We start from the raw sequence: 23,334 nt of genomic DNA, 5'->3' as shown, positions 1-23,334 counted from the left end.
CATGAGCCGTGCCTGGATATTCCCGATCGTGATCGCGGGTCTGCTGGCCGTCATGGTCGCCGTATTGGGGGCGACGATCACCGATATCGGGCCCTGGTATCGCAGCCTGATCCAGCCGCGCTGGGCACCGCCCGACATCGTATATGGCGTGGCGTGGACCGCGATCTATTCGGTGACGGCGCTGGCCGGCGTCACCGCCTGGCTGGCGACCCCGAGTTCGCGCGAGCGAGAGTGGTTGCTGGGGATGTTCGCGCTGAACGGCTTCCTGAATATCCTGTGGAGCCTGTTGTTCTTTCGCCTGCATCGGCCCGACTGGGCGCTGATCGAGGTGGTGGGGCTATGGCTGTCCGTCGCGGCGCTGATGGTCGTGATCTGGCGCCGGTCGATGACAGGTGCGGTCCTGTTGGTGCCTTATCTGATGTGGGTGACGTTCGCCGGATATCTGAACATGACGATCGTGCGGTTGAACGGACCGTTCGGCTGAGCGCGGCGATGGCGTGGCTGTTCGCCAGCGGTCATGCCGTCGATATCGTGCTGGTGGTGATCGCGGCTGAACTGGTGTGGCTGATAATCGGGCGCGAGTGGCGACCGGTCGACGCGCTGCTGCGACTGGGGCCAGGCATCCTGATGCTGGTGGCATTGCGCTTCGCGCTGACCGGCCATGACTGGCGCTGGGTCATGACAGCATTGCTGTTGTCGTTTCCGGTGCATCTTGCCGACTTAATGCGGCAGCGCTGAGCACGGATGCGGCCCGGCGACGTCAATCGCCGGGCCGGCTGGCCGATTCAGGAATTCGTTTTCAGATACGCGATCACGTCCGCACGCTTCTGCGGATCGGAGAAGCCGGCAAAGGTCATCTTCGTACCCGGCACCACGCGCTGCGGATTTTCGAGATACTGGAACAGCTTTTCGGGCGTCCAGGTGATACCACTGTTCTTGTTGGCGGCGGTGTAATTGAAGCCGGCGATAGTCCCGGCCGCGCGACCGACGACCGCGTGCAGCGACGGGCCGATCTTATTCACGCCCGCTTCGATCGAATGACACGTTTGGCAGGTAACGAAAGCCACCTTGCCCTTGGCCGCGTCGCCGGTGAAGCTGGCATATTTGACGCCGGAAATCGTGTCGGTGTTGTCGGCAGCGGGGGCGGCGGCCGCAGCGGGCGCTGCCGGTGCCGCGGCGGCTACCTCTGCCGTGGCCGCGGCGCTGGGTGCGGTCGCGGTACTCGTCTCCTCGGCCTTTTTGGAACAAGCGGCCAGGGCCAGTGCAGACAGGCCCACACCAAAGGCCAGTCGTCCAAAACGCGTTTTCGATCCAGAATGCATCATCCCGTTCCTCTCCACTGCGGACTCTACTCCCGTCGCCCCATTGTCGCCGTGTCCCGAGTAATTGTCCAATAGTCTTTACAACGCAGATCATGGGAAAAAGTGACATGGGAGGATGATATGTTGCGTGTCTCGCTTTCCGGCGGGACGCTGCTATCGCTGGCTCCGATCGCGCGCCTGGTGATGCGTGACGATTGCGGGGAGAGGCCGGCGATGGGCATGATGGCAGCGAAGACGACGGGGCGAGCAGGGCCAACCCAGTGGCGGCGTACGGCCCGATCAGCGGCGTTGGGTATCGCGCTGCTGGTGGCGCCGGCGGCGGCGCAGAAGACGATCATGCCGATCCAGCCGCAGGTCGATACCGCGCGGCCGGACTGGGAGAACCCGGCGGTCTTCGCGATCGGCAAGCTGCCGGCACGCGCCACCGGCTTTCCATTCGAGACGCGGGCGTTGGCGATCGCGCGCGATCCATCGCGGTCGAGCCGGTTCGTGTCACTGGACGGGCAGTGGAAGTTCGCCTTTGCCGCCGACGCGGATCGTGCGCCGAAGGATTTCTTCCGGACCGATTACGATGTGTCGCGCTGGAAGGACATCAAGGTGCCGGCGGACTGGCAGGCGGAAGGATATGACCAGCCGCGTTACAACAACATCACCTATCCATTTCCCGCCAATCGCCCGCTGATCCCACATGCGACCAATCCGGTCGGTTCCTATCGCCGCGATATGACGATGCCGGCCGGCTGGGCGGGGCAGGACGTGATCCTGCATATCGGTGCGGCGGGATCGGCCTATTATGTGTGGGTGAATGGCGAGCGGGTCGGTTATTCCGAGGACTCCAAGCTGCCGAGCGAGTTCGACGTTACCCGCTTCGTCCGGCCGGGGCGAAACACCGTGGCGATCCAGATCTATCGCTGGTCGGACGGGTCGTATCTGGAGGATCAGGATTTCTGGCGCGTGTCGGGGATCGAACGGTCGGTGTGGATGATGGCCGCGCCCAAGGCGCGCATTGCCGATACGGGCGTGACGGCGGGGCTGGCGAACGGGTATCGCGACGGGACGCTCGACGTGGCGCTGGACCTGACCGGCGCCACGCAGGGGATGACCGCGCGGGCGACGGTGATGGACGGGACGCGGACGGTACTGACGCGCGCCGCGCCCGTCGTCGGGGCGACACTGCATCTGACCGGCGCGGTGCCGGGCGTGCTGGCGTGGACCGCCGAGACGCCGTCGCTGTATACCTTGCTGGTCGAACTGGTGGATGCGCAGGGCCGTGTGGTGCAGGCGACCGCGCGGCGCATCGGCTTTCGCGACGTGGCGATCCGGGGTGGTGTCGTCACCGTCAACGGTCGGCCGATCATGATCCGCGGCGTCAACCGGCACGAGCATGATCCCGAGACGTTTCACGTGATCTCGGAAGCGTCGATGCGCCGGGACATCGAACTGATTAAGCGCGCCAACATCAACGCGCTGCGTACCTCGCATTATCCGAACGACGAACGGCTCTATGACCTAGCTGACGAATACGGCCTGTACGTGATGGACGAGGCGAATATCGAGAGCCACGGCTATCTCATCAATGCGCGCCGTAATGATGTCGATCGGACCAAGTACGAGATCGGGTACGACCCCGCTTGGCGGGCGGCGCAGATCAGCCGCGTCGTCAACATGGTCGAACGCGACAAGAACCATCCGTCGATCATCTTCTGGTCGCTGGGCAACGAATCGGGCAACGGGCCCAATTTCGAGGCGGCCGCCGCGGCGGCGCGGGCGCTCGATCCGACGCGGTTGATCTCGTTCCTGGGCTGGACGCAGCTGGAGGATCACCGGCCCAACCCGTTCGTCGATATTTATGCGCCGATGTACGACACCGTCGATCAGATGCTCGATTACGCGAAGCATACCGAGCTGAAGCAGCCGATGATCCAGTGCGAATATGCGCACATGCAGGGGAATTCAGGCGGCAACCTGATCGATTACTGGAACGCGATCTATGCGCATCCCGACCGGTTGCAGGGTGGTTTTATCTGGGACTGGGTGGACCAGTCGATGTACCGGTACGACAAGGCGGGTCGGCGGTATTGGGGCGATGGCGGCGAATATGGCCCGAATCCCGGCGGCGAGATCGAATTCGGCGACGGCCTGATCCAGTCGGATCGCACGCCCAATCCGGCGCTGTTCGAGCTGGAAAAGGTCTATTCGCCGATCCAGTTCGCCGCCGTCGATGCGAAAGCGGGGCGGATCGCGGTTATCAACCGGCATGATTTCCGTGACCTGTCGGGCTTCGCGTTCGATTGGGAGGTGACGGCCGACGGGCGATCGATCGCCAAGGGCGACCTGCCCCGCATTGCCACTGCCGCCCGCAGCCGCCAGACCGTTTCGCTGGCGCTGCCGCGGCTGACCCAGGCGCGCGGCGTGGATTACCAACTGACGATCCGGGCGCGCGCGAAGGCGGATTCCATCCCGCTGGTGCCGGCGGGTCAGGTCGTCGGCTGGGAGCAGTTCGCGCTCGGCGGTGTGCCAGCATTACCGAAGACGGTGGCCGGCGCGGTCCGGGTCGCGGAGTCGGCGGCGGCAATTACGATGTCGGCCGGACAGGCCAGCTTGACGATCGATCGCCGCACCGGGCTGGTCGACGGATATCAGTCGGGCGGCGCGACGCTGTTGGCGGGAGGCGCGCCCAATTTCTATCGCGCGCCGACCGATAACGATCTGGGCACCGGATCGAACGAGAAGCAGGCGGTGTGGCGGACGATGTCGGAACGCCGCCGGGTGGATTCGGTAACGATCACGCCGGCGGGCAGCGCGGGAGCGGCGGTGACGGTTCGTTATGCATTGGGCGATGGCGCTGCGACCGTCGATGCGACGTACCGAATGGTCGGGGATGGGAGTGTTGCGGTCGAGGGGCGGTTCGTGCCGCTGAAGCCCGACCTGCCGCCGCCGCTGCGTGTCGGTTTCGCCTATACGACGCCGTCGCGGCTGGCGACGCTGGCCTGGTATGGGCGGGGGCCGCACGAGAATTACGTCGATCGTAAATCGGGTGCGGCGATCGGGTTGTGGCAGGCGCCGCTGGCGGATCAGTATCACGATTATATCCGGCCGCAGGATACCGGCAATAAGGTCGATGTGCGCTGGCTGGCGTTGACGGGGAATGGAGCCGGCCGAGGCACAGGGCTTCGCGTTGTCGGCGACACGCCGCTGATGATGAATGCGCTCGCCTTTCCCTATGCCGATCTCTACCGGCGCCCGCCTGGGACGTGGAAGAGCAGCGACGTGCGGCCGCACGGTGACGGCACGCTGTTGATCGACGGCGCGCAGGCGGGGGTCGGCGGCAACACGACGTGGAACGCGTCGGGCCAGCCGATGCCAGCGTACCGGGTTGCGCTGACCGAGCATCGCTTCGGGTTTCGGCTGGAACCGGTCGCCGGGCGATAGCGGGCAACGCACGGCGCTTTGCATCGTTGGGCGGTCATTGCTGGTCCATCACAGGGAGCGCCTTCTTGCCCACGCCCGACATCCATGTCCCGTCCGCGCCGCCGGTCACGCTCGTCATCTTCGGCGCGACGGGCGATCTGACCCGCCGGTTGCTGGTGCCGGCGATCATCAACATGACGCGGCTGGGGATGGCGGGCGACGACCTGACCGTGCTGGGCATCGGCATCGAGGATCGCAACGCGGAGGATCTGCGCGCCTCGCTCGATTCCTTCCATGCCGAGGCGGGGGGCGAGGGCGCGGTGGAGAGGGGCGCGGCGTGGGACCGCCTGCGCGGGCGCATCGATTACCTGGCGGGCGATTTCACGAAAGACGCGATCTACGAAACGCTGACGACGCGGCTGTCGGGCAATATCGCCTTTTACCTCGCGGTGCCGCCACGCTTCTTCGGCGATATCGTCGACAAGCTAGCGGATCATGGTTTGATGCGCGAGGGCGACGACGCGTTCCGCCGGATCGCGGTGGAGAAGCCGTTCGGCCACGATCTGGCCTCCGCACAGGCGCTGAACGCGCGGATGCTCGGCAAGGTGGCGGAGCGGCAGCTGTTCCGCATCGACCATTTTCTGGGCAAGGAGACGGTCCAGAACATCATGACGGCGCGCTTCGCGAACACTATGATCGAGACGCTGTGGACCAGCAACAGCATCGACCATATCCAGATCACCGCCGCCGAGACGGTGGATGTCGGCACGCGCGGCAGCTTCTACGACCCTACCGGCGCGCTGCGCGACATGGTGCCGAACCATCTGTTCCAGTTGCTCGCGATGGTGGCGATGGAGCCGCCCAACAGCTTTGACGCCGAGGCGATCCGCGATGAAAAGGGCAAGGCGCTGAAGGCGATCCGCGTCTATCACCCAGATGATGCGCGCGCGAACGGCGTGCGCGGCGTGTATGGCGCGGGCGAGGTGCAGGGCAAGCCGGTCGCGGCGTATCAATCCGCAGACGGCGTCTCGCCGGACAGCACGACCGAAACCTATGTCGCGCTGAAACTGATGGTCGATACGTGGCGCTGGGCGGGCGTGCCGTTCTACCTGCGGACGGGCAAGGCGATGACCACGCGCGATACCGAGGTGGTCGTGACGTTCAAGCACGTGCCCTATGCGCAGTTCGGCGGCATGGGGGCGGAACGGTTGCCGCCCAATCGGCTCATCATCCAGGTGCAGCCCGATGAAGGATTGAGCATGGAGATGCTGATCAAGCGGCCGGGGCTGGCGGTGCAGACCGCGCCGGTGAGTCTCGATTTCCATTATGCCGATCGTTTCGGGATCGCCGCGCTGACCGGATACGAGACGTTGCTGTACGACCTGTTCACCGGCGACCAAACGCTGTTTCAACGCGCCGATGCGATCGAGGCGGGATGGGCGGCGGTGCAGCCGTTCCTCGACGTATGGGCGGAGGGTAAGCCGGATGGGTATGCCGCAGGAAGCGCGGGGCCGCAGGCAGCGGCTGATCTAATCGAGCGTGATGGGCGGGTTTGGCACGATCTGACTGCGCCGGATTAAGGAGCCACCCCACCCTTCCGCGGTGTTGCCGCTCCCTCCCTCTCCCGGTGGGAGAGGGAACATCAAGCAGCGCTGGCGACTACCTCGACCAGCAGGACAGCGGTGATGCCGGGATCGCGCTGGTGCAGCGTCGCGGTCAGGTCGTGGACCAGCATTTCCGCATCGACGGCGACATAGGGTGACGCATGCAGGCGGGCGAATTCGCTCGCCCCCGCCAGTGCGGCTTCGCGTAGGGCGGGCATGTCGGCGGTGATCTTCGCGGCGTCGGGGGCGTCTGCGGCGCGCAGGACCAGCTTGAGGCGCAGGCGCGCGTCTGACCGGTTACCCTCGACGATCGGCACGTCGATCGGCTTCATTTCGACCAGGTTGATGCCGCCGCCTTCGCCGCCGCCGCCATGGCCGGATGCCAGCGCGGTCGCCGGCAGTACGGCTAGCGACAGCATCGCGGCGAGGATCGGTAATTGGCGCACAGCGATCATCGACAACGTCCCGAACGGCGGCGCGAACCATGCGCCACGACCGGCTATGCCCGCCACGGCCTATAATTGCGTTTAAGCGGATGGTTAAGGACGGGCGATGAGTCAGGATCAGAAACCCGGTCGCGTACGGATGCAGGCGGGAGGGGGTGCCGGATCGACCGGTGTGCTGGGCCAGCCCGCCCAAGGCACGCCGGTCGCCGCCGCAGGTTCTCCAGCCGGCGGCGTGGCGGCCAAGGGTAGCAAGCTCGCCCGCCTGTTGCCGGTCCTGTTGTTCATGGCGGGGTGCATCGGTGGCGGGGTCGCGGTCGCGCGGCTGGGGCCATTATGATCCGGCTCTTGCTCGCTGCCTCGGTTGCGGCGGCGTCGGCGGGGCATTCGTCAGCGCCCGATGCTGCCCCGCTCCCTTCCGCACCGTCGCATGGCGCGCGCGGCGGTCCCGTGCTGCCCGGTTTCGCGGCGGCATTGGCGGAGCGGCCCATGCCGGCGGGGGCGGCGGCGTGGCCAAAGATGTCGCGGGCGGAGGGGTGGTCGCGACTGGCCGCCGCGTCGTCCGCCGAGCGGCAGGGCGCGCGCTGGGACTTCGCGAACAGCTTGATCGCGGACGGGCGCGGCGCGGATGCGCTGGGGGCGCTGGAGGTGATGCGCGCCGACGATCCCGATCTGTCGCTGGTGCCGGGCTGGTTGCGCGCAAAGGGTGTCGCCGCCATTCAGGCCGCTCATCTGGAGGACGGTATGGCTGCGCTCGCCGATCCGATGCTCGTGAGCGACGCAGAATCCTGCCTGTGGCGATTGCGCGCGCTGACGGCGCAGGGGCAGTCGCGACGGGCGCTGGCGCAACTGCATTGTGCGATGCCCGCGCTGAACGCGCGCGGGTGGCGCGGGCGATATCCGTTCATTCTGGCGGTGGCGACGGCCGGGGTGGCGCTGGGCCAGAACCGGCCCGTGATCGACTGGCTGGCGATACTCCCCGATCAGGACCCGGCCGCCAATTTGCTGCGCGGTGAGGCGATGCTGGCGCTGAACGATACGCAGGAGGGCAAGCTGCGGCTGGCCCGCGTGGCGCTGAGCGGCGATGCCGAACAGCGCGCCGCCGCCGAACTCGCCACCCTCCGTGTCGATCTCGCCGGCCACACTGTGCCGACCGCGGAGGCGGCAAAGCGGCTCGATCGGCTGACCTTCACCTGGCGCGGCGACGAGGTGGAGAAGCAGGCGCTGCACCTGCGGCTCGATCTGGCGATGAAGATGCATGACACGTCGGCGGCGCTGGCGGCGGGGGCGGCGCTGTTCCGTTATGGCGCGGCGGGGCCGGATGCCGGTGCCCTGTCCGAACAACTGCGCGGGTTGCTGGCGACCGCACTGTCGCCCCAATCAAAGCTGCCGCTGCCCCAGGCGGCGGGGCTGTTCTGGGATTATCGCGATCTGGCGCCGGCGGGGGCGGCGGGCGATCGGCTGGTCGACAGCCTGATCGACCGGTTGCAGGGCGCCGGGCTATACATGCGCGCGGCCGATCTGTTGCAGTATCGCCTGACCGCGACGGCGCAGGACATCGAACAAGGGCCGCTGTCGGTGCGGGTCGCCACGCTGCGGATCTTGGCGGGCCGGCCCGAACTGGCGGTGCGGTCGCTGCGCGAGACGGATCAGGTGGCGTATCCCGCATCGATGCTGGCCGACCGGCGGCGGGTGGAGGCGGCAGCGCTCGATATCCTTGGTCGCCGGGCAGAGGCACTGGCGGCGTTGCAGGACGTGCCCGATGCGGCGGGGATCGCGGCGGAAATCCACTGGCAGGCACGCGACTGGGCGCATCTGGCCGAGGTCGGCGAGTCGGCCCTGCCCGCGCCGGGCAAGCTCAGCGATGTCGGGCAGGCGGTGGTCCTGCGCCATGCGATCGCGCTGGCTATGCTGCGGCGCGAGCCGGCGCTGACCCGGTTGCACGCCCGTTATGCCGCGTCGTTCGCCACCCTGCCCACGGCGGCGGCGTTCGCGCTGTTGACCGCCATGCCGGATACGGTTGATCCCGCCGCGCTGGCCAAGGCGATGGCCTCGCTACCCTCGGCCAGTCCGGCCGGCGAGATCGGCGACCTGATCGAGGAAGGGCGCGAGGCGATGGCGACGGCAGCGGCGACACCGCCGCCTCCACCCGCCTGACCGTCAGGCGGCGTCGGCCAGTCCGATGCCGCCGTCCAGCTTATAGGCGCGCCGGACGAGATTGTAGGCGAGGTCGATCGCAGTTTCTGCCGCATCGTCGTCGCTCATCCGTCCCTCGGCGACGAGGCGGGCGAGAAAGCCACAATCGATCCGCCGGGCCATGTCGTGTCGCGCCGGGATCGACAGGAAGGCGCGGGTGTCGTCGTTGAAGCCGACGGTGTTGTAGAAACCGGCGGTTTCCGTCGTCATCTCGCGGAAACGGCGCATCCCCTCTGGTGAATCGTGGAACCACCAGGCTGGACCCAGCTTCAGGCAGGGATAATGGCCCGCCAGCGGCGCGAGTTCGCGGGCATAAGCGGTCTCGTCGAGCGTGAAGAGGATGATCGACAGCCCGGCTTCGTTGCCGAAACGGCCGAGCAGCGGCTTCAGCGCGGCGACGTAATCGGTGCGGGTGGGGATATCGGCGCCCTTGTCGCGGCCATAGGCGCCGTGCAGCCAGCGATTGTGGTTGCGCGACGAACCGGGATGGATCTGCATCACCAGCCCGTCGTCGAGGCTCATCCGTGCCATCTCGGTCAGCATCTGGGCGCGGAACAACTCCGCCTCCGCCGGGGTCGGCGTGCCGTGCATGACGGTGGCGAACAGTGCCTTGGTGTCGACGGCGGACAGGTCGGCGGTCGCGGCGGTCGGGTGGCCATGGTCGGACGAGGTCGCGCCCATCGCGATGAACGCCTGACGCCGCGCGCGGTGCGCAGCCAGATAGCCGCGCCACTCGCCGACGTCCTCGCCGGTCAACTCGGCGAAGCGGGCGAGGGCGCTGCGGAAATCCTCGTGATCGGCATCGATCACCGCGTCGGGGCGATAGGCGGTGACGACCTTGCCCTGCCAGCCGGACCGGCGGATCGCCTCGTGATGCTCCAGCGTGTCGTGCGCGCCTTCGGTCGTGGCGATCAGTTCGATCCCGAACCTGTCGAACAGCGCGCGGGGGCGGAAGGCGGGGGTCGCGAGCAGCTCGCCGATCCGGTCGAAATACAGGTCGGCGGTGTCGGCGGAGAGCGTCACGTCGAAGCCGAAAACCTCCGCGAAGACATGGTCCAGCCACATCCGCGAGGGCGTGCCGCGAAACAGATGCTGGTTACTGGCGAACACCCGCCAAGCCGCGCGGCGATCGGTGGTGGATGGCTTGCCATGGGCAGGCACCGCCAGCGTATCGAGCGCGATGCCCTGGCTGTAGAGCATCCGGTAGAGATAGTGATCGGGCGCCAGCAACAGGTCGGTCGCATTCTCCCAAGGCGCATCGGTGGCGAACCAGGCGGGATCGGTATGGCCGTGCGGGCTGACGATCGGCAGCGTCGCGACATTGGCGTACAGTGCGCGGGCGATGTCGCGCGTGGCCGGATCGGCGGGAAAAAGGCGGTCGGGGTTCAGGGTCAGGCGCGTCATGATCGATAATCCTGCTGGCTTGTGCCAGCGATGGCACAGATGCTATCGCTCTGGCAATGTCATCCTTACCCTCCCCATCCGTTGCCGACCTGCCGCCGCTGGTGCGGGTCGATCCTGCCGATCAGGTCGGCGTCGCCTTGCGCCCGCTGATGCCGGGGGAGACGGTGAACGTCGCCGGCATCGCGGTCACGGTCGTGGACCCGGTGGTGACGGGACACAAGATCGCGTTGACGGCGATCGCCGCGGGCGAGGATGTGCGCCGCTATGGCTGGCCGATCGGTCGGGCGACCCAAGCGATCGCGGCGGGCGCGCACGTCCACAGCCATAATGTCGCGACGAAGCTGGTGGGGGAGGAGCCATATAAGTATCAGCCCACCCCTGTTTCGCCGCGGCCGGCAGGTCGATCGCGCGGTTTCGATGGCTACATCCGGGCTGATGGATCGGTCGGGACGCGCAACCAGATCTGGGTCATCCCGACCGTGGGCTGTGTCGGTCGCACGGCGCAGCGGGTGGCGATGAAGGCGGCGGCGACAGCGGGTGTCGAAGATGTTCTCGCCTTTGCGCATCCGTTCGGGTGTTCGCAGTTGGGCGACGATCTGGACGGCACGGCGCGGGTGCTGGCGGCGCTGGCGTGTCATCCCAATGCGGGCGGGGTGCTGTTGCTGGGACTGGGGTGCGAGGAGAACCAGCTATCGGCATTGCTGGAACGGTTGCCGCCCGAACGCCGCGACCGCATCCGCAGCGTCGGGGCGCAGTTGAGCGCGGACGAGCATGGCGATGCGGCGCGGGCGATCGCCGAGCTGGCCGAGATCGCAGGTGCGGATCGACGGACGCCGGTGGGGCTGGATGCGCTGCGGCTCGGGCTGAAATGCGGCGGGTCAGACGGGTTCAGCGGGCTGACCGCCAATCCGCTAATCGGACGGGCCGCCGATGCGGTGACGGCGGCGGGGGGGACGGCGATCCTGACCGAGATCCCCGAAATGTTCGGGGCCGAGCGCCTGTTGATGGCACGGGCGACGGACGAGGCGGTGTTCGACCGGCTGGTCGTGCTGGTGAACGATTTCAAGCGGTACTTTCTGGACCATGGCGAGCCGATTTCCGAGAATCCCAGCCCCGGCAATGTCGAGGGCGGGATCACCACGCTGGAGGAGAAATCGCTGGGCGCGGTGCAGAAGGGCGGCCGCGCGGCGGTGACCGATGTGCTGGGGTATGGCGAGCAGGTGCGGCGGCCGGGCCTGATCGTGCTGGAGGCGCCGGGGAACGACGCGGTGTCCACGACGGCGCTGGCGGCGGCGGGGGCGACGCTGACGCTGTTTTCCACCGGCCGGGGGACGCCGCTGGGCAGTCCGGTGCCGACCATGAAGCTGGCGACGAACCATGATCTGGCGACGCGCAAGCCGGGCTGGATCGACTTCGATGCGGGCAGCGTGCTGGACGACGGGCTGGACGCCACGGCGGAGGCGTTGCTGGACCGCATCTGCGCGGTGGCATCGGGTGAGCCGGCGAAGAACGAGATCAACGAGGAGCGGGAAATCGCGCTCTGGAAGCGTGGAGTGACCCTTTGACCGTCCTGTCGAATGCGACCCTGTCTGCCCTGCCGATGGGCGTGAGCCGTCCCGGTTATGATCGTGCAACGCTGGTGCCGGGCATCGTGCATGTCGGGCCGGGGGCGTTCCACCGGGCGCATCAGGCGGCGTATGTCGATGCGATCCTGGGCGACGATCCGCGCTGGGCGATCAGCGCGATGGCGCTGAATTCCACCGACGTGGCTGATGCGCTGCGGCCGCAGGATGGGCTCTACACACTGGCGCTGCTGGGTGAGGAGATGCGGTTGCAGCTCGTAGGGTCGATCGTCGAACTGCTGACGCGGGGCGACGGCGATGCGTTCGCCCGGCGTCTGGCCGCGCCGACGACGCGGCTGGTGACGGCGACGGTGACCGAGAAGGGATATTGCCTGACCGCCGATGGCGGGCTGGACCGCGACAATCCGGCGATCGCGCGCGATCTGGCCGATCCGGCGGCGGCGACCAGCTTCGTCGGGCGGCTGGTGGATGGACTGTCGCGGCGGCGGCGGGAGGGTGCCGGCGGACTGACGGTGCTGTCGTGCGACAATCTGGCGGGCAACGGCCGGCGTCTGGCGCGGGCGGTGGGCGATTATGCGGCGGCGATCGATGGCGATCTGGCGCGGTGGATCGCCGACGCGGTGCGATTCCCCAGCTCGATGGTCGATTCGATCACGCCGGCGACCGATGACGATCTGCGTGCGCGGGTCGCGGCGGCGGGGATCGAGGATGCGTGGCCGATCCAGCGGGAACGGTTCACACAATGGGTGATCGAGGACGATTTCGCCGGCGAGCGGCCGCCGTTCGATCTGGCGGGCGCGCAGTTCGTGGGCGACGTGACCGGGTTCGAGGAGGCGAAGCTGCGCCTGCTGAACGGGGCGCATTCCTCGCTGGCGTATATCGGCCTGCTGCTGGGGCATGAGACGGTGCGTGACGCGATGGGCGATCCGGCGCTGGCGCGGTTCGTGGAGACGATGATGCGCGGCGACATCGCGCCGACGCTGGGAGAGACGCCGGGGCTGGATACGGCCGCCTATGTCGGCGCGATCCTCGACCGGTTCCGCAATCCGGCGATCCGGCACCTGTTGGCGCAGATCGCGTGGGACGGATCACAGAAGCTGCCGTTCAGGTTGCTGGCGACGATCGCCGAGGCGCGGGCGGCGGGACGGCCGGTCGACCGGCTGGTGGTGCCGATCGCGGCGTGGATACGATTCCTGGCACTGCCCCGGCCACCGGCGGCGGCGCTGGTCGATCCGGCGGCGGCGACGCTGGTGCCGCTGGCCGGTGATCCGGATGCGCTGGTCGAGCGGAGTGGTGTGTTTCCGCCGGCGCTGATCGGGGATGCGGAGTTTCGGCGGGCGCTGGTGGCGGCGCATGCGGGGATGGCGACGGTCGAAGGGGTTCGGGCGGCGATCGGAAAGTTAGGCTAAAGTTACACCAAAAACGTGAGTTTCGCGCGGGTTTGCTAGCGCGGGCTGGGTTGGCGGTGATGAGAAAAAGCGATCGTCCGCGGTATAGCGGAGCGAGGGGCTGTAGGACAGCCTAGCGCGCGATGGCTTCCACGAAGCGGGTCGCCTGTTGGGCCACCGTGGCGGCATCCTGTCCGGGTTTGTAGAGCGCCGAGCCCAGGCCGAAACCGTCGCAGACGTCGCGCCATTCCGGAATCGTGTCGGGCGTCATGCCGCCAACCGCCAGGATCGGCACGTCCCTTGGCAGGACGGCGCGGTGGGCCTTGATGACGGGCGGGGAGGCAGCCTCGGCGGGGAACAGCTTCAGGCCGGCGGCGCCGGCGGCAAGGGCGGCGAAGGCTTCGCTGGGGGTAAAATAGCCGGGCAGCGCGATCAGGCCGGCGTCGGCGGCGGCGGCGATGACGGCGGGGTTCGTGTTGGGCGAGATCATCAGCCGCGCGCCGGTGTCGCGCAGGCGGGCGACGTCCTCGACCGTCAGGACGGTGCCGGCACCGACCAGCGCGCGGTCGCCGAGGCGGGCGACCAGCCGGGCGATGCTGGCGAAGGGATCGGGGGAATTCAGCGGCACCTCAATCATCGAAAACCCGGCGTCCACCAGGGCGTCGCCAACCGCATCGACCTCTGGCGGGGTGATGCCGCGCAGGATGGCGACGAGGGGACAGCGGGTCAGGGCGGCGCGCAGTTCGGCTCGCTGCATGTCGGGGGTGGTCATGCGGCCAGTCTCCAGATGGCGGTGATGCCGGCGAGGAAGGCGGCATGGCTGTCGACCGCGACCGGCGTGGCGCCGGCATGGCGGACGGCGGCAGCATAGAGCGCGGCCAGACCGGGTTCGGCGAGGATGTGGACGGTGGCGCCGGGGGCCAGCGATCGTTCGCGGACGTCGCTGCCGATCAGCAGACCACTGACGCGCGCCGCCACGTCGCCGGCGGGATTGCGGCCGAGGACGGCGCCGGCACGCTCACCGAACAGGCTGGTGAGGGGGGTGCCGCGATCGGCGAGGGAGAGGCCGTCGCGGAAGGCGGGACCGTCATCGACCGGGCCGGCCATGAAATCGGTCAGAAGGCTGCGGTCGCGGAGCAGGGCGAACAGCTCGCCAGTCATCGCGGTGCTGAAGCCGGTGATCGCGCCGTCCGCGATCGTCGCCCATTTGCTGTGGGTGCCGGGCTGGCAGAGCAGCGCGTTCGGCGGGGCGAGGCCGGCGGCGACGGCGCCGAGCAACTGGACCTCCTCGCCGCGCATCACGTCCGGCGCATCGTCCTTCACGCCGGGGACGATCGCGGTGCGGCCGGGTTCCGCCCAGATCAAGCTGGCGGCGAGATCGGCGAGCGTGGCGGGGCAGGCGACATAGGGTGCCTCCACCCAGCCACGTGTCGATCCGACCATGCCCGCGCACAGGACGGCCAAGTCGCCAAACCGGTCGCGCATCGCCGCGACCTCTGCCGAAAAGCCGCCCGTCGGCACCGACAGGATGCCGCGCGCGTCACGATCGGTGGCGATCACGCCGCCATCGGCGTCGATCGCATAGCAGCGGCGGTTGGTGGTGCCCCAGTCGACCGCCAAGAAGGCGGGCTGGCTCACCACCAGGTCGCGTACAGCGCCACCAGGATCAGGATAACCGCGATCGCGCCGACGTTGAAGCCTGTCGTGGTGCGATAGCTGACGCTGGCGGTATCGATCGTGTCGGTGCCGGCGCGGGCCTGTTTGGCGACGAGCGAGACGACTACCGCCAGCACGACGGTGAGCAGGAAGACGATGCCCATCCGGTCCATGAACGGCAGGCCCGGCGCCATGACCTTGAACCCCCAGGACAGCAGCACCGATCCGGCGGCGGCGGCCAGGGCGCCCGCCTCGTTCGCGCGCTTCCAGAACAGGCCGAGCAGGAAGATCGTGGTGATGCCCGGCGTAAAGAAGCCGGTGAATTCCTGGATGAACTGAAACGCCTGATCCGACGCGCCGAGCAGCGGGCGGGCGGTGGCGATGGCAATCAGGATCGCGACCGTGGCGGTGATCCGGCCGACCATGACCAGATGCCGGTCCTCGCCTTCCTTGCCCGCGACATAGCCGCGCCGCTTCGAATAGAGATCGAGGGTGAAGATCGTGGCGATCGAATTGATCTTCGATGCCGTCGACGCGATGATCGCGGCGATCAGCGCCGCGAAGACGAGGCCGAGCAGGCCCGAGGGCAGCAGGCGCATCATCGTGGGATACGCCTCGTCCGGCTTGGCCAGATCGGGGGCCAGCACGACGGCGGCGATGCCGGGCAGGACGATGACGAGCGGCATCACCAGTTTCAGGAAGGCGGCGAACATCACGCCCTTCTGCGCTTCGGGCAGCGACTTGGCGGCGAGCGCGCGCTGGATGATGTACTGGTTGAAACCCCAATAGCTGAGGTTGGCGATCCACATGCCGCCGATCAGCACCGACAGGCCGGGCAGGTCCATGTAGAACGGATCGCCCTTTTTCAGGATCATGTGGAAGTGATCGGGGACGGCGGTGGTCAGCTTGCTCCAGCCGGCGAGCACGCCCGCGCCCGCACCGATCTCGTCCAGCGTCAAGTACGCGACGACGAGGCCGCCCATCACCAGCAGCGCGACCTGCACGATGTCGGTCAGCGCCACCGCCTTCAGCCCGCCGCGCAGCTGGTACACCAGCGCGAAGAGGCCGAGGATGACGAGGGCGATGTTCTGGTCGATGCCGGCGACCTTCGTGACGGCGATCGAACCCAGCCAGATGATCGAGGTGAGGTTCACAAAGACGTAGAGCGCCAGCCAGAACAGCGCCATCAGCGTGCGGATCGACGGGCCGTACCGCCGTTCCAGGAACTGGGGCATCGTGTAGATTTCGTTCTTCAGGAAGATCGGCAGGAAGAACTTGCCGACGATCAGCAGCGTCAGCGCCGCCATCCATTCATACGACGCGATGGCGAGGCCGATGGCATAGCCCGATCCCGACATGCCGACGATCTGTTCGGCCGAGATGTTGGCCGCGATCAGCGAGGTGCCGATCGCCCACCACGGCAGGCTTTTCGAGGCGAGGAAGTAATCCGTCGTGTTCTTCGGGCCCGCCCCCGCCTTGTCGCGCGAGACATATTGCGCGAGGCCGAAGATGAACACGAAATAGATCGCGACGACCACGATATCGATGGTGGCGAGATGCATCGCTGGCGGCTTCCTTCCCCGAACGCCGCCGCCATGCCGGCGGCAGTCGCATATATATGATAAGCGAGCCTAGCAGCGGCGCGGGGCGGCGCGCAACCCGCCGGACCTGGCGGCGACGTTTATGCTGCACTGCGGAACCGGCGGGGTTCGACCCGGTTGAGGGACAATGAAGATATCGAACTGGCGTGTGCCGCACGAATGGGTCTGGGCGCAGAGCGTCGCGATCGTCTCGTTGGCGGTGCTGGTGGCGCTGGCAGTGCACTGGCTGGTGATGCGGGTGGCGATGCGCACCGGCCGGCGACGGACGCGCGAGGCGCGGGCGACGGTGCTGGGCGAGATACGGCGGCCGTCGCAATGGGTGTTCGTGTCGATCGCGGTCAGCTTTGCCGCGCGCACGTTGCCGATGGACCGCGATGTGCGGGAATTGTGGGAGCAGTTGCTGGGCTTCGCCGTGCCGGCGCTGCTCGGCTGGTCGGCGATCGCGGGCATGCGCGCGGTGCAGCGGATCGTCGAGCTGCAAGCCGACATCAGCGTCGAGGACAATCTGGCCGCGCGGCGCAAGCGGACGCGGGCGACGATCCTGGGGCGGATATCGTCGTTCTTCATCATCTTCGTGACGGTGTGCCTGATGCTGCTGAGCGTACCGGGCATCCGCACGATCGGCGTCACGCTGATGGCGTCGGCGGGTATCGCGGGACTGGTGGTGGGTGCGGCGGCGCAACCGGCGCTGAAGAACCTGATCGCCGGCGTGCAGATGGCCTTTACCGAGCCGATCCGGCTGGACGACGTGGTGATCGTGGCGGGCGAATGGGGGCGGATCGAGGAAATCCGGCTGACCTTCGTCGTCATCCGCCTGTGGGACGAACGACGGCTGGTGGTGCCAGTGTCGAAGTTTCTGGAGGAGAGTTTCCAGAACTGGACGCGCGAGACGAGCCAGTTGCTGGGATCCGTGTTCTGGTATGTCGATCCCGGCGCCGATGTCGCCCGTATCCGCGAGGCGGTGGGCCGCGCGGTGCAGGCGAGCACGTTGTGGGATCAGCGGTTCTGGAACTGCCAGGTAACGGACGTGAAGGCCGATGCGGTGGAGATCCGCGGGCTGATGACCGCCAAGAATGCCTCGATCAGTTTCGACCTGCGGTGCGAGGTGCGCGAGGCGGTGCTGGCATTCATCCGCGACGAGATGCCCGAAGCGATGCCCCGCGGGCGCATCCTGTTTCCGGAGGCGCCAGCGTCGCCGCAACAGGATGGGCGGCGGCTGTAGGGATCACGCTCGCGAAGACGCGGCGGTCAGGCGGATTCCTTTACCTTCTTGCCCTCCAGCGCGTCGAGAAACAGGCGGCACCACCAGAACACGTCCTCGCGGCGGAGACCGTCGATCATCGCTTCCCAGCGGCGCTTGCGTTCGTCGAGCGGCATTTCCAGTGCCTTGACGATGGCATCGGCCATATCCTCGGCACTGTAGGGGTTGACCAGCACCGCCTCCTTCATCTGCGCGGCGGCGCCGGCGAAGGTGGAGAGGATCAGGACGCCGGGATCACTTGGGTCCTGTGCCGCGACATATTCCTTGGCGACGAGGTTCATGCCGTCGCGAAGCGGCGTCACCAGCGCGATGCGGGCGGCGCGGTAGATGCCGGCGAGTTCCTGCCGCGGATAGCCCTGGTTGACGTAACGGATCGGCACCCAGTCGATATCGGCATATTCGCCGTTGATTCGGCCCGACAGGGCGTCGAGGTCGCTGCGAATTTCCTGATAGGTGTCGACCGTCGCGCGGCTGGGCGGTGCGATCTGGAGCAGATAGACGAGCGCGCGGCGATCGGGATTGTTGGCGAGGAAGCGTTCGTACCCCAACAGCCGTTCACGCAGGCCCTTGGAATAATCGAGCCGGTCGACGCCGACGATCAGGCTGCGGCCGGTGGACGACATGTGCATCCGGTCGCAGACGAAGCGGGCTTCCTTCGACTGGGCGGCGGCCTCGAACTCTGCGGTATCGATGCCGATCGGCGCGACGATCGCATGGACGCGGCGATCGCCGACGACGGCGCACCCGTCCTCGTCGATCGTGCCTTCGAGAATGTCGACGACGTAGCGGCGGAAGCTGTCGAGCCAGTCCTCGGTGTGGAAGCCGACGACGTCATAGGCGAACAGCGATTCCACCAGCTTGCGGTGGCTGGGCAGCGAGGTCAGCAGACGCGCGGGCGGCCACGGCGTGTGGAGGAAGAAGCCGAGCCGGTTCTTCAGCCCGCGATCGCGCAGTTCACGACCGAGCGGGATCAGATGATAATCATGGACCCAGACGAGGTCGTCATGATCGATCAGCGGCATGACCGTATCGGCGAAGCGCTTGTTCACACGGCTGTAGCCGCCGGCGAAATCGCGTTCGAATTCGGTCAGGTCGATGCGGTAGTGGAACAGTGGCCACAAGGTGCGGTTGGCGTAGCCGTTATAATATTCGTCGAGATCCTGCTCCTCCAGATCGATCGTCGCGGTGGTGACGCCGCCGCCCTCGGTCCGGTGGATTTCGCCGGTGAACTGCTCGGTCGTGTCGCCCGACCAGCCGAACCAGATGCCGCCATGTTCGCGCAGCGCCGATAGCAGCGCGACGGCGAGGCCGCCCTGATTGCCGCTGGCGTCCGCCTTGGGCACAGCGACACGGTTCGAGATGACGACAAGGCGGCTCAACGTACTTTACTCCAGGGTTCGCTCAACAGTCCGGCGCAATTGATGAGTCCGACAAGCGAATAGGTCTGCGGATAGTTTCCCCACAGCTCGCCGGAGGTGGGGTCGATATCCTCCGACAACAGGCCGGCGGGGGTACGACGGGCCACCATCTCCTCGAACAGAGCGCGGGCGTCGTCGCGGCGGCCGGTCGCGTGCAGCGCCTCGATCAGCCAGAAGGTGCAGACGTTGAACGCGGTCTTGGGCAGGCCGAAATCATCCTCGCTGTCGTAGCGGAGCATGTAGGCGCCGCGCCGCAGTCCCTTCTCCACCGCCTCCAGCGTCGACTGGAAACGGGGATCGTCGGGGGTGAAGAAGCGCAGGTCGAGCAGTTCGATCAGGCTGGCGTCGAGGTCGTCGCCCTCGAACGTCGCGGACATGCGCTTGGTGTCCTCCCGCCATGCCTCCTGCTCGATCTTGGCACGCATCTTGGTCGCGCGATCGTCCCAGAAGCGGCAGCGTTCGGTCAGGCCGAGCACGCGGGCGGCGCTGGCGAGGCGGTCGCACGCAGCCCAGCACATCGCCGCCGAATAGGTGTGGACGGCGACCTTGGTGCGCAGTTCCCACAGGCCGGCATCGGGCTTGTCATAGACTTGCCACGCGAGTTCGCCGACGCGTTCCAGCGACTTGAAATCTTCCTTGCTGGCCAGGCGATAGAGGCGGGTGTCGTGGAACGCCTGCACGTTGGACAGGACGATCTGGCCATAGGCGTCGTGCTGGACCTGTTCGTACGCCTGATTGCCGACGCGGACCGGCCCCATGCCGCGATAGCCGACGAGATCGTCGGTGGTGCGTTCGGGCAGTTCCGCCTCGCCCGACACGCCGTACAGCGGCTGGATATGACCGCCATCGGCATCGTCGACGATGTTGCGGAGATATTCGAGATATCCCTCCAGCACGTCGAGCGCGCCGAGCCGGTTGAGCGCCTGCACCGTGTAATAGGCGTCGCGAATCCAGCAGTAGCGGTAATCCCAGTTGCGGCCCGAATCGGCGTGTTCGGGCAGGCTGGTCGTCATCGCCGCGACGATCGCGCCGGTTTCCTCGTGCTGGCACAGTTTCAGCGTGATCGCGGCGCGGATCACCACGTCCTGCCATTCCAGCGGGATCGCGAGGCCGCGGACCCATTGCCGCCATTCGTCACGCGTCTGGTCGAGCATCATGTCGACGCCGTATTCCAGGCTGCCCGCGAAGCTCTCATCGGGGCCGAGGAAGAAGCGGAGCGGCTTTTCCAGCCGGAAATACTCCTCCCGGCGCAGGCGGTCGATGGGGGCGGTGGTGGTCAGACGGACGGTCTGGTCGCGCATCAGGAAGCGGATGTGGTTGGAGCCGGCGGTGATGCTAGTCGGCTTGCCCCAGTCGGTCGCGACGCGCAGTGCCATGCGGATGCGCGGCGATCCCGCCACGGGGCGGACGATGCGGGCAAAGGCGGTGGGGCGGTAATCGCGGTCGTTGCGGCGGAAACGCGGGCAGAAATCGGTGATCTCGACCGCGTTGCCGGCCGCATCCTCATGCCGGGTGACGAGGATCGGGGTGTTGCGCAGATAACGCTGTTCGGTCTTCACCGCATCGGCGAGGTCGATCGACCAATAGCCGGTGTCGGGATCGCCATCGTCGAGCAGCGCGCTGAACGCCGGATCGCCATCAACGCGGGGGATGCAGCCCCACACGAAGCGGCCGGTGGCATCGACCAGCGCCGACACCTGGCAATTGCCGATCGGCCACAGGTTCATGTCGGCCTTCACGCGGCGGCATCCGCCAGTTCGTTCAGCCAGGTGCGCAGGGCTGCGACGTCGTCCAGCCGGTATGCGGCCTGCGTATCGCGTTCCGGACCGATCAGCACGCCCGCCCCGCCCAGCGCGGCGGCGGCGGCAAAGCCGTCCTCATCGGTGACGTCGTCGCCGAAGAACCAGGGGATCATACCGGCCATCGCGTCGTCGGTGGCCAGCGAGCGCAGGCCGGCGCCCTTGTCACCGGGCAAGCGGACCTCGGCCATCATCTTGCCCGGCTGCATGGTCAGGCCGTGCGTGTCGGCGACGCGGGCGGCCATGGCGGTCGCTTCCTGTTCGATCTCGGGGCGCTGGCGGAAATGCAGGCCGGCGCCTAGGCTCTTGGCCTCGAAGATGATGCCGTTCAGGTCGGCGAATGCGCGCAACTCGGCGGCCGCCGCTTCGAGGGCGGGAGAGCGTTCGGGCAGGATATGGCCGGCTGCGGGGGTGCGGCGTTCGGCCCCGTGGCTGCCCGAGACGGCAAGGCCGAAGGCGCGGTCGCCGAGGAACCCGTCGAGCTGCGCGACCGAGCGACCGCTGACGATCGCGACGCGGCCGGGCATCGCGGTGGCGAGGCGATCGAGCAGGTCGGCAAGGTCCGCCTCCACCACCACGGCGTCGGGACGGTCGGCAAGGTCGACCAGCGTGCCGTCGAAATCGAGGTACAGGGCGATGGTGGCGGGATCGGGTAGCGGCGGGGGGAGCAGGGCTTCGGTCATGCGCGCTCTAACGGTGCACGTCGGGTTCCGTTGCGCGGGCGGAACGGGAAAGGGGCGCTACACCACCCGGTACGGCACGATGCGCCGCGTCTCCGGCTCCACCGCGATGGCGCGGTCGGCCGGGGGGAAGGCGCGCTGGTCACAGTCGGGGCGCGGGCAGAGGCGGCAGGAGATGCCGATCGGGGTCGCGGCGCCCGCCCGGTCGACGGCATCGGCATAGACGAAATCGGCAGCGTGGATCGCCTCGCACCCCAGCGCCACCGCATAGCGGCGCGGCAGGCGGGCGAAGCGGCCCGACGGCTTCACCAGCCCCTTGGCCATCGAGACGTAGCGGACGCCGTCGGGCGTCTCGGCATGTTGCACCAGGATGCGGTCGGGGATCGCGGCGGCTTCGTGGACGACCCAGAGCGGACAGGTGCCGCCGAAGCGCGCGAATTGCAGGCGGGTGGCGGAATGCCGCTTGGTGATGTTGCCGGCCATGTCGATCCGGCAAAAGAAGAACGGCACCCCCGCCGCGCCCGGCCGCTGCAAGGTGGACAGGCGGTGGCATGCCTGTTCGAAACTGACGCCGAAGCGCCGCGACAGGCGATCGATATCGTGGCGCACCGCCCGCGCCTCGTGCCGGAAACGCTCATACGGCATCGCGATCGCGCCGCCGGCATAGTTGGCGAGGCCGACGCCGAGCAGCCGGCGCGCCTCCTCGCTGGCCAATCCCGATCCGTCGATCACCGCCGCGATCGGGGCGGCAAAGGCGCGGGCGGCGAGGCGGTGCGCGATTTGAAAACGGCGACTTTCGGGCGGCAGCGCGCCGTTCAGTACCAGCACGGCGCCGTCGATCCGGGCGAGGGGTGCATCCGCGTTGGGATCGATGCGGATGCCGAGGCCGTGGTCGCGGAGGGCGGCTACCAGCGCCGGTTCGTCAGGTGCGACCTCGCCAAACGCTTCCGTGGCCAGCGCCTCCGCGGCGCGGTCGAGCGGGTCGACATAGTTGCCGGCCTCGTGAAACCAGTCGCGCACCGCCTCCCATGGCAGGCGGGTGGCGCCGCCGGCGGTCAGCGTTTCCTCGGCCAGCGCCAGCCGATCCTCCGCACCACGCTTGGCGGCGTGGAGGGCGACCAGCCGGTCGGCGATGTCGGGGCGCTCCTCCGCCAGTCGCTGCGTCGCCTCTGCGCCCATCGGCGGGAGGAGGGCGGGGTCGGCCAGCGCCTCGGCCAGCGCGGCGAAGCGGCGGGCGGGGCCTTCGCCCTCGATCGCGGCCAGCGCCTGCGGGTAATGGCGGGCGAGGGCGGCGGTGACGGCGGCGGTCAGCGGCCGCTCGCCCCCCTCAAGCTGCGACAGGTAGCTGACCGACAGGCCGAGGCGGGCGGCCATCGCGCGCTGGTTGATCCCGGCGGCGCGGCGAAGGGCGCGCAACTGATCGCCGGCATAGAGGCGGGGATTGGGCATTGCTGCACGTTAGTTCGCAAGATGCCCATTCGCAACTTCGCAAATTCACATTTGCGTGAGGGAGCGGGGGCGGGCAGACAGGGCGCTGCCGCGTACGCCAGGAGGATGCTGTGTCGTCT

Annotated in this window: 19 protein-coding genes; 9 read left to right on the top strand and 10 right to left on the bottom strand. The window is 67.8% G+C overall.

The window, feature by feature from the left end:
• Position 1: 1 nt before the first annotated feature.
• Positions 2 to 484: a TspO/MBR family protein gene (locus ASG67_RS15905; protein ID WP_056532135.1), complete on the top strand. Its 483-nt coding sequence runs from the start codon at positions 2 to 4 to the stop codon at positions 482 to 484.
• 8 nt (positions 485 to 492) lie between these two features.
• A complete protein-coding gene (locus ASG67_RS15900) occupies positions 493 to 738 on the top strand; it encodes a hypothetical protein (RefSeq protein ID WP_235535255.1) in 246 nt (81 codons plus the stop codon).
• Between the two features lie 47 nt (positions 739 to 785).
• Here the strand turns inward: ASG67_RS15900 and ASG67_RS15895 are convergent, their stop codons facing one another.
• Complete coding sequence (locus tag ASG67_RS15895) at positions 786 to 1,322, bottom strand: c-type cytochrome (RefSeq protein ID WP_056532450.1); 537 nt, start codon at positions 1,320 to 1,322, stop codon at positions 786 to 788.
• Positions 1,323 to 1,442: 120 nt separating this feature from the next.
• Here ASG67_RS15895 and ASG67_RS15890 point away from each other — a divergent pair, with 120 nt between their 5' ends.
• Both ASG67_RS15890 and zwf read left to right on the top strand, forming a co-directional pair.
• The gene (locus ASG67_RS15890) at positions 1,443 to 4,754 is read left to right on the top strand and encodes a glycoside hydrolase family 2 TIM barrel-domain containing protein (protein WP_414887687.1); all 3,312 of its coding nucleotides are present in this window, start codon (positions 1,443 to 1,445) and stop codon (positions 4,752 to 4,754) included.
• Between the two features lie 65 nt (positions 4,755 to 4,819).
• Positions 4,820 to 6,313, top strand: coding sequence for a glucose-6-phosphate dehydrogenase (gene zwf, locus ASG67_RS15885; RefSeq protein ID WP_082543585.1), 1,494 nt, complete (start codon positions 4,820 to 4,822; stop codon positions 6,311 to 6,313).
• Between the two features lie 62 nt (positions 6,314 to 6,375).
• Here zwf and ASG67_RS15880 read toward each other — a convergent pair whose 3' ends face one another.
• Positions 6,376 to 6,792 carry a hypothetical protein gene (locus ASG67_RS15880; protein ID WP_235535254.1) on the bottom strand — a complete coding sequence of 139 codons (417 nt, stop codon included), beginning with the start codon at positions 6,790 to 6,792 and terminating at the stop codon, positions 6,376 to 6,378.
• Between the two features lie 97 nt (positions 6,793 to 6,889).
• Between ASG67_RS15880 and ASG67_RS15875 the strand changes: the two genes are divergently transcribed.
• A complete protein-coding gene (locus tag ASG67_RS15875) occupies positions 6,890 to 7,120 on the top strand; it encodes a hypothetical protein (protein ID WP_156460862.1) in 231 nt (76 codons plus the stop codon).
• Positions 7,117 to 8,937, top strand: coding sequence for a hypothetical protein (locus tag ASG67_RS15870; RefSeq protein ID WP_156460861.1), 1,821 nt, complete (start codon positions 7,117 to 7,119; stop codon positions 8,935 to 8,937). The genes ASG67_RS15875 and ASG67_RS15870 overlap by 4 nt, the downstream gene beginning before the upstream one ends.
• Positions 8,938 to 8,940: 3 nt before the next feature.
• Here ASG67_RS15870 and uxaC read toward each other — a convergent pair whose 3' ends face one another.
• Entirely contained in the window at positions 8,941 to 10,380 is a 1,440-nt protein-coding gene (gene uxaC / locus ASG67_RS15865; RefSeq protein ID WP_056532131.1) for a glucuronate isomerase, read from the bottom strand.
• A gap of 56 nt (positions 10,381 to 10,436) precedes the next feature.
• Between uxaC and ASG67_RS15860 the strand changes: the two genes are divergently transcribed.
• Together ASG67_RS15860 and ASG67_RS15855 are read left to right on the top strand one after the other, a co-directional pair.
• Entirely contained in the window at positions 10,437 to 11,945 is a 1,509-nt protein-coding gene (locus ASG67_RS15860) for a UxaA family hydrolase (RefSeq protein WP_056532129.1), read from the top strand.
• Complete coding sequence (locus ASG67_RS15855) at positions 11,942 to 13,372, top strand: mannitol dehydrogenase family protein (RefSeq protein WP_235535253.1); 1,431 nt, start codon at positions 11,942 to 11,944, stop codon at positions 13,370 to 13,372. Before ASG67_RS15860 ends, ASG67_RS15855 begins: the two co-directional genes overlap by 4 nt.
• A 112-nt stretch (positions 13,373 to 13,484) precedes the next feature.
• Here the strand turns inward: ASG67_RS15855 and ASG67_RS15850 are convergent, their stop codons facing one another.
• The 3 genes from ASG67_RS15850 to ASG67_RS15840 are packed head-to-tail and all read right to left on the bottom strand — an operon-like array spanning position 13,485 to position 16,569.
• Entirely contained in the window at positions 13,485 to 14,123 is a 639-nt protein-coding gene (locus ASG67_RS15850; RefSeq protein WP_056532127.1) for a 2-dehydro-3-deoxy-6-phosphogalactonate aldolase, read from the bottom strand.
• Positions 14,120 to 14,995: a 2-dehydro-3-deoxygalactonokinase gene (locus tag ASG67_RS15845; protein ID WP_056532435.1), complete on the bottom strand. Its 876-nt coding sequence runs from the start codon at positions 14,993 to 14,995 to the stop codon at positions 14,120 to 14,122. Before ASG67_RS15845 ends, ASG67_RS15850 begins: the two co-directional genes overlap by 4 nt.
• Complete coding sequence (locus ASG67_RS15840) at positions 14,986 to 16,569, bottom strand: sodium/sugar symporter (RefSeq protein ID WP_056532125.1); 1,584 nt, start codon at positions 16,567 to 16,569, stop codon at positions 14,986 to 14,988. Before ASG67_RS15840 ends, ASG67_RS15845 begins: the two co-directional genes overlap by 10 nt.
• 166 nt (positions 16,570 to 16,735) lie before the next feature.
• Between ASG67_RS15840 and ASG67_RS15835 the strand changes: the two genes are divergently transcribed.
• Positions 16,736 to 17,830, top strand: coding sequence for a mechanosensitive ion channel family protein (locus ASG67_RS15835; protein ID WP_056532123.1), 1,095 nt, complete (start codon positions 16,736 to 16,738; stop codon positions 17,828 to 17,830).
• A 26-nt stretch (positions 17,831 to 17,856) separates the two neighbouring features.
• On the opposite strand, the gene ASG67_RS15830 is transcribed toward ASG67_RS15835, so the two are convergent.
• From ASG67_RS15830 to ASG67_RS15815, 4 genes are read right to left on the bottom strand one after another with little or no spacing between them, the layout of a single operon-like run.
• Positions 17,857 to 19,248, bottom strand: coding sequence for an alpha,alpha-trehalose-phosphate synthase (UDP-forming) (locus tag ASG67_RS15830; RefSeq protein ID WP_056532121.1), 1,392 nt, complete (start codon positions 19,246 to 19,248; stop codon positions 17,857 to 17,859).
• Positions 19,245 to 21,014, bottom strand: coding sequence for a glycoside hydrolase family 15 protein (locus tag ASG67_RS15825; RefSeq protein WP_056532433.1), 1,770 nt, complete (start codon positions 21,012 to 21,014; stop codon positions 19,245 to 19,247). Before ASG67_RS15825 ends, ASG67_RS15830 begins: the two co-directional genes overlap by 4 nt.
• Positions 21,015 to 21,022: 8 nt before the next feature.
• The gene (otsB, locus tag ASG67_RS15820; protein WP_056532119.1) at positions 21,023 to 21,769 is read right to left on the bottom strand and encodes a trehalose-phosphatase; all 747 of its coding nucleotides are present in this window, start codon (positions 21,767 to 21,769) and stop codon (positions 21,023 to 21,025) included.
• Between the two features lie 57 nt (positions 21,770 to 21,826).
• A complete protein-coding gene (locus ASG67_RS15815; RefSeq protein WP_056532117.1) occupies positions 21,827 to 23,215 on the bottom strand; it encodes a helix-turn-helix domain-containing protein in 1,389 nt (462 codons plus the stop codon).
• Between the last annotated feature and the right edge of the window lie 119 nt (positions 23,216 to 23,334).

It is taken from the genome of Sphingomonas sp. Leaf339 (genome assembly GCF_001426195.1).
Lineage (GTDB): Bacteria > Pseudomonadota > Alphaproteobacteria > Sphingomonadales > Sphingomonadaceae > Sphingomonas.
Note: the sequence above shows the minus strand (reverse complement) of the source record. Positions and strands in the feature narration are given on the sequence as shown.

Bases quoted from the DNA above. Each gene is read 5' to 3' on its own strand.
- uxaC (WP_056532131.1), bottom strand. From the start codon at position 10,380: ATGACGCGCCTGACCCTGAACCCCGACCGCCTTTTTCCCGCCGATCCG.
- ASG67_RS15815 (WP_056532117.1), bottom strand. From the start codon at position 23,215: ATGCCCAATCCCCGCCTCTATGCCGGCGATCAGTTGCGCGCCCTTCGC.
- ASG67_RS15835 (WP_056532123.1), top strand. From the start codon at position 16,736: ATGAAGATATCGAACTGGCGTGTGCCGCACGAATGGGTCTGGGCGCAG.
- ASG67_RS15840 (WP_056532125.1), bottom strand. From the start codon at position 16,569: ATGCATCTCGCCACCATCGATATCGTGGTCGTCGCGATCTATTTCGTG.
- ASG67_RS15825 (WP_056532433.1), bottom strand. From the start codon at position 21,014: ATGAACCTGTGGCCGATCGGCAATTGCCAGGTGTCGGCGCTGGTCGAT.
- ASG67_RS15900 (WP_235535255.1), top strand. From the start codon at position 493: ATGGCGTGGCTGTTCGCCAGCGGTCATGCCGTCGATATCGTGCTGGTG.
- ASG67_RS15895 (WP_056532450.1), bottom strand. From the start codon at position 1,322: ATGCATTCTGGATCGAAAACGCGTTTTGGACGACTGGCCTTTGGTGTG.
- ASG67_RS15870 (WP_156460861.1), top strand. From the start codon at position 7,117: ATGATCCGGCTCTTGCTCGCTGCCTCGGTTGCGGCGGCGTCGGCGGGG.
- ASG67_RS15905 (WP_056532135.1), top strand. From the start codon at position 2: ATGAGCCGTGCCTGGATATTCCCGATCGTGATCGCGGGTCTGCTGGCC.
- ASG67_RS15860 (WP_056532129.1), top strand. From the start codon at position 10,437: ATGTCATCCTTACCCTCCCCATCCGTTGCCGACCTGCCGCCGCTGGTG.
- ASG67_RS15850 (WP_056532127.1), bottom strand. From the start codon at position 14,123: ATGACCACCCCCGACATGCAGCGAGCCGAACTGCGCGCCGCCCTGACC.
- ASG67_RS15880 (WP_235535254.1), bottom strand. From the start codon at position 6,792: ATGATCGCTGTGCGCCAATTACCGATCCTCGCCGCGATGCTGTCGCTA.
- ASG67_RS15890 (WP_414887687.1), top strand. From the start codon at position 1,443: ATGTTGCGTGTCTCGCTTTCCGGCGGGACGCTGCTATCGCTGGCTCCG.
- ASG67_RS15875 (WP_156460862.1), top strand. From the start codon at position 6,890: ATGAGTCAGGATCAGAAACCCGGTCGCGTACGGATGCAGGCGGGAGGG.
- otsB (WP_056532119.1), bottom strand. From the start codon at position 21,769: ATGACCGAAGCCCTGCTCCCCCCGCCGCTACCCGATCCCGCCACCATC.